The organism is Arenimonas sp., assembly GCF_019459675.1.
Classification (GTDB): domain Bacteria; phylum Pseudomonadota; class Gammaproteobacteria; order Xanthomonadales; family Xanthomonadaceae; genus Arenimonas.
This window is the reverse complement of record NZ_JAIBFH010000343.1, coordinates 1-4,882: the sequence shown is the minus strand read 5'-3', so window position 1 is coordinate 4,882 and position 4,882 is coordinate 1. Positions and strand designations below refer to the sequence as shown.

4 protein-coding genes are annotated in these 4,882 nt (G+C 70.5%); 1 reads left to right on the top strand and 3 read right to left on the bottom strand.

Annotated elements, in window-relative coordinates:
* Positions 1–9 precede the first annotated feature (9 nt).
* Complete coding sequence (locus K0M70_RS11485) at positions 10–1,023, bottom strand: AraC family transcriptional regulator (RefSeq protein ID WP_290782014.1); 1,014 nt, start codon at positions 1,021–1,023, stop codon at positions 10–12.
* A 111-nt stretch (positions 1,024–1,134) separates the two neighbouring features.
* Here K0M70_RS11485 and K0M70_RS11480 point away from each other — a divergent pair, with 111 nt between their 5' ends.
* On the top strand, positions 1,135–2,694 hold the full coding sequence (locus K0M70_RS11480; RefSeq protein ID WP_290782012.1) for a fatty acid desaturase: 1,560 nt from the start codon (positions 1,135–1,137) through the stop codon (positions 2,692–2,694).
* Here the strand turns inward: K0M70_RS11480 and K0M70_RS11475 are convergent.
* Both K0M70_RS11475 and K0M70_RS11470 read right to left on the bottom strand, forming a co-directional pair.
* Positions 2,649–3,440, bottom strand: a complete 792-nt coding sequence (locus K0M70_RS11475) for a DUF2189 domain-containing protein (RefSeq protein WP_290782010.1) — start codon at positions 3,438–3,440, stop codon at positions 2,649–2,651. The two genes, K0M70_RS11480 and K0M70_RS11475, sit on opposite strands and share 46 nt — an antisense overlap.
* Before the next feature lie 2 nt (positions 3,441–3,442).
* Positions 3,443–4,882 (bottom strand): MBL fold metallo-hydrolase (locus K0M70_RS11470; protein WP_290782007.1); only part of this gene is annotated, 1,440 nt, incomplete at its 5' end.

Genomic DNA, 4,882 nt, shown 5'->3' with positions numbered 1-4,882 from the left:
GCGCGGCGGCTAGCCTGGACGGCGGTTGCGAAACGCCGACGGCGGCTGGGCTTCCCAGCGCTTGAAGGCGCGGCGGAAGTTGGAGAGGTCGGAATAGCCCAGCGTGTAGCCGATTTCTTCCACCGTGAAGCGGCCCTGGCGCAGGTGCGCCAGCGCCAGCGTGTGGCGCACCCCTTCCAGCAGCTGCTTGAACGAAGTGCCCTCTTCTTCCAGCCGACGGTGCAGCGTGCGCGCCGGCAGGCGCAGCAGGCGCGCGGTGACCAGCAGCGACGGGAAGCCGGTTTGCTGTTCCAGCATCAGCCGCTGCACGCGCGCGGCCAGGGTGGTGTGGGCGGTAAGCCGGTCGAGCTCGCGCTGGCAGATGCCGGCGGCTTCACGGAAGGCCACGGCGTCGGCGGTGCGCAGCGGCTGGTCCAGCAGCGCCAGCGGCAGGCGGAAGCCGGTCCACGCCTGGCCGTAGCGCACGGGGCAGCGCAGCACTTCGCGCGCCAGGGCGGCGTAGTCGGGCGCGTCGAAGGCAAAGCCCACCGAATCGATGCGGCTGGCGCCGAGCGAAATCGCCTCCACGGCATTCTTTACGCTCAGCAGAACCGCCTCCAGCACGGGCCGCTGGATGTCGCCCAGCGGGCAGGTTTCGCTGACGCACAGGCGCGCCTGCGTGGCGCTGACCTGCAGCGACACGGCAACAATGGGCAGCCGCAGCGGCACGAAGCGTTCGAACAGGCCGATGGCCTCGCGCACCGTGGCGCTGCTGAGCACGGCGTCGCCGACCACGCCGTGGGTGGCCGGCGCCAGCCGCTCGCCGACGAACAGGCCCAGCGCCGGCTCCTGCGACAGCGACAGCGCGTCGCGCACCAGCTGTTCGAAGCGGGCGAAAGGCACGCTGAGCGCGGGGTCGTCCAGGTCGCTGGCCGCCAGCCCGGCCGGCTGCAGCCAGCGCGACACGGCCACGCCGCGCCGCTGCAGCTGGTCGGCCACGTGGCGCAGGTAGTAGCCGGGAAGCGGCGGACGCGGGTCGGTCATGCGGGTCGGGGCTGGCGAGAGATGACCTAGTGTTGGCGATAAATGACCTGACTTCCAGTGCCGCGCGCGCCTAGATTCGCCCTACGGGTCCAGGCAACGGAGCGAGTGGCGATGGCATCGATCAACCCAGGCACGGCCGCGCACATCAACGGCCAGCGCATTGACGTGGCCCCCGGCGAGACGCTGCTGCAGGCCGCGCTGCGCCAGGGCATCGCCTTTCCCAACCGCTGCCGCGTGGGCGCCTGCGGCACCTGCAAATGCCGGCTGGCCGAGGGCCAGGTGCGCGCACTGACCCAGCCGGCCTACCTGCTGGACGACGACCAGATCAAACGCGGCTACATCCTGGCCTGCCAAAGCGTGCCGCGCAGCGACATCAGCATTGAAGTGGCGCTGGGCGCACCCGCCGCCGCCAGCGCCACGGGCAAGATCGCCGCGCCTGCCCCCGAGGCCCCGCGCGAGCCGGCGCGCTTCTGGGACTACGCCAAGTATTTCGGCTTCCACCTGGTGGGCCTGTCGGCCACGGTGGCGCTGCTGGCCGGCGGTGGCTGGATCACCGCAGGTCTGCTGGCCATCGTGTCGTTCTACATCCTGGGCGACGCGGTGTCGGGCAACGACCTGCGCACGCCGCGCTACGGCCGCCCTGCCCTGCTCACCGGCCACCTGTGGCTGGCGCTGCCGCTGGTGTCGCTGATTTCCTTCGCCGCGGTATGGGGCGTGAGCGCGGGCGATCCGCTGGGCTTTGGCGCGTGGCTGACGTCATGGACCGGCTATGACGTGCTGGCCGCGCGCGAAGCCACCACGCTGGGCCACCATGTTTCGGCCGTGATACTGACGGGCCTGATGATCGGCATGATCGGCACCATCACCGCGCACGAACTGATGCACCGCACGTGGGACAGGGCGTCGCTGTTGATTGGCCGCTGGCTGATGGCCTTCAGCTTCGACACGTCGTTCACCATCGAACACGTTTACGGCCACCACCGCTACGTGGCCACGCCGCGCGACCCGGCCACCGCGCCGCGCGGGCGCAGCGTGTACGCGCACATCGCCATTTCCACGGTGAAAAGCAACGCCAGCGCCTGGCACATCGAATGCGGGCGGCTGCGCCGGCAGGGCCTGCCGGTGTGGTCGGTGCACAACGCGGTGCTGCGCGGCTGGGCGATGAGCGCGGTGGTGCTGGCCCTGGCCTGGGCGGTGGGCGGCGCGGCGGGCGCGCTGTTCTTCGCGGCCTGCGGGCTGATGGGCAAGGCGCTGCTGGAAGTGGTGAACTACATGGAACACTACGGCATCGTGCGCGATCCGGCGGCGCCGGTGCAGCCGCGCCATTCCTGGAACACCAACCGCCGCATCAGTTCGTGGACGCTGTTCAACCTGAGCCGGCATTCGCACCACCACGCCCAGGGCGACGTGCCCTACCAGGACCTCAAGCCCATGCCCGATGCGCCGATGATGCTGGGCGGCTACCTCACGGTGATGGTGCTGACCCTGCTGCCGCCGCTGTGGCATGCGCTGATGACGCCGCGGCTGCTGGCCTGGGACCGCGACTTCGCCGACCCCGCCGAGCGGGCGCTGGCGCGCGAAGCCAATGCCGCCAGCGGCATCGCCGCCCTGGTGCGCGCGGCCGATCAGTCCAGCCGTGGCCAGCTCGAGGCGTCCAGCGTTTCGCGGTAGGCGTGCCAGGCCGAATAGGCCAGCCACGGCATGATCACCACCAGGCCCAGGTAGGCGGTCAGGAAACCCACCGCCGTCAGCAGCGCGATCAGCGCGGCCCACAGCACCATCACCGCCTTGTTGCGCAGCACGGCGTTGGCGCTGGACACGCCGGCGGTCACCATGTCCACGTCCCGGTCGGCAATCATCGGCAGCGAGAACGCCGCCGTGGCGAAGGTGAAGATGGCGAACACCGACCCGGCCGCCGAACCGATCAGCAGGAACTCCACCAGCGTGATCCAGCTGCCGTCTTCAACGGCCACGAAGGCGTTCACCATCATGCCCGCGCGCGACCACAGCATCAGCACCACCAGCTGCACCAGCGCAAACACGCCCGCCTGCCCCGCCACGCGCCGCGCCAGCACGAACGAATCACGCAGCGTGGGCGTGCGGCCGTCCTCAAGCGCGCGGCTGACGCAATAAAGCCCCACCGCGATCAGCGGCGCCACGAACACGAACCCCGACAGCAGCGCCGCCAGCAGTGCAAACCGCCCCAGTGACCAGGCCAGCGCCGACACGGCGATGCTGACGCACAGGATGACCGCGCCGAACAGCAGGCTCAGCGCCGGCGCACGCATGAAGTCGGCCCAGCCCAGCCGCAGCCAGCGCCAGGGCGCGCGGGCGTCCAGCGTGGCGCAGGGCACCGCGAACGGGCGTTCGGGCTCCGGCCCGGACGCCGTTGACGGTTCGCCCGGCGCGGGCGCCATGGCTAGACCTCGACTTCCATGCCGGGCCGCGACAGCGACACGTCGGTGTCGAAGCGCGCCTTGAGCATCGCGGCCAGCGCCTCGCGCGCGTCGTCCTCGCCGTGCACCAGCACGGTGCGCGGGTGGTTTTCGAACTGGCTGTACCACTCCAGCAGCCCCGGCTGGTCACTGTGGGCCGACAGGCCGCCCACCGTGTGGCGCTGGGCGTTCACCTGGATGTCTTCACCGAACATCCGCACACGCGGCGCGCCGTCCACCAGGCGGCGGCCCAGCGTGCCCTGGGCCTGGTAGCCGACGAACAGCACGTGCGCCTGCCGGCGCCCGAGGTTCTGGCGCAGGTGGTGGCGGATGCGGCCGCCGTTGCACATGCCCGAGCCGGCGATGATGATCGCGCCGCTCTCGTGTGCGTTGATGCCGCGCGACGCCTCCACGTCGGCCGTGTAGCGCAGGTTCGGGAGGCGGAACGGGTGCGGCCTGCCGGCCCACACCTTGAGGGCGGCGCTGTCGAACAGGTCTTCGTGGCCGTCGTACACCTCCACCACCTTGGTGGCCATGGGGCTGTCGAGGAAAATCTTCCAGCGCGACAGGTTCCACTCGTCCCAGTAGCGGGCGAACCAGTACAGCACCTCCTGGGTGCGCCCGACGGCGAAAGCGGGGATGAGCACGTTGCCGCCGTCGTCCCAGGCGTGGTTGAGGATCTCGCCGATCTCGGTGATGGTGGCCGCGCGTTCGCGATGGGCGCGGCCGCCGTAGGTGGACTCCAGCAGCAGCAGGTCGGCGCGCGGCACGGGCGCGGGGTCGCGCAGGATCGGCGTGCCTTTCATGCCCAGGTCGCCCGAGAACACCAGCACGCGTTCGGCGCCGTTTTCGCGGGCGCGCAGCTCCACGGTGGCCGAGCCCAGGATGTGGCCGGCGTCGCGCAGCGTGACGGTGACGCCGGGCAGGATTTCCTGCGGCGCGTCGTAATCAAGCCGCCTCACCTGCCGCAGCACCGGCCCGACGTCGGCGCGGGTGAACAGCGGCTTGTGGCTGGCGTGCCCGTCCTCGCGGCGCTTGTTGGCCTGCTCGGCGTCCATCTCGGCGATGAAGGCGGAATCCTCCAGCATCACCTTGAGCAGGTCGGCAGTGGCGGCATGGGTCCAGATGGGGCCTTTGAAGCCGCGCTTGACCAGCACCGGCAGCCGGCCGCAGTGGTCGATGTGGCCGTGGCTCAGGACCAGGGCGTCCACTGCGGCGGGGTCGAAGGAGAAGGGTTCGAAGTTGCGACGTTCGTCCGAGGGGCTGCCCTGGATCAGGCCGCAGTCGAGCAGCAAGCGGTGGCCGTTGGCCTGGACTTCATGACAGGACCCGGTGACCTCACCGGCCGCACCGTGGAAGCGGACACGCATGGTTTTTTCCTTCGCCTGGGCCTGCGCCAATGTAGCGCAGAAACGACGCGGGGG

Excerpts from the sequence above, each read along its gene's own strand:
- K0M70_RS11480 (WP_290782012.1), top strand. The coding sequence starts at position 1,135 with ATGGCATCGATCAACCCAGGCACGGCCGCGCACATCAACGGCCAGCGC.
- K0M70_RS11485 (WP_290782014.1), bottom strand. The coding sequence starts at position 1,023 with ATGACCGACCCGCGTCCGCCGCTTCCCGGCTACTACCTGCGCCACGTG.
- K0M70_RS11475 (WP_290782010.1), bottom strand. The coding sequence starts at position 3,440 with ATGGCGCCCGCGCCGGGCGAACCGTCAACGGCGTCCGGGCCGGAGCCC.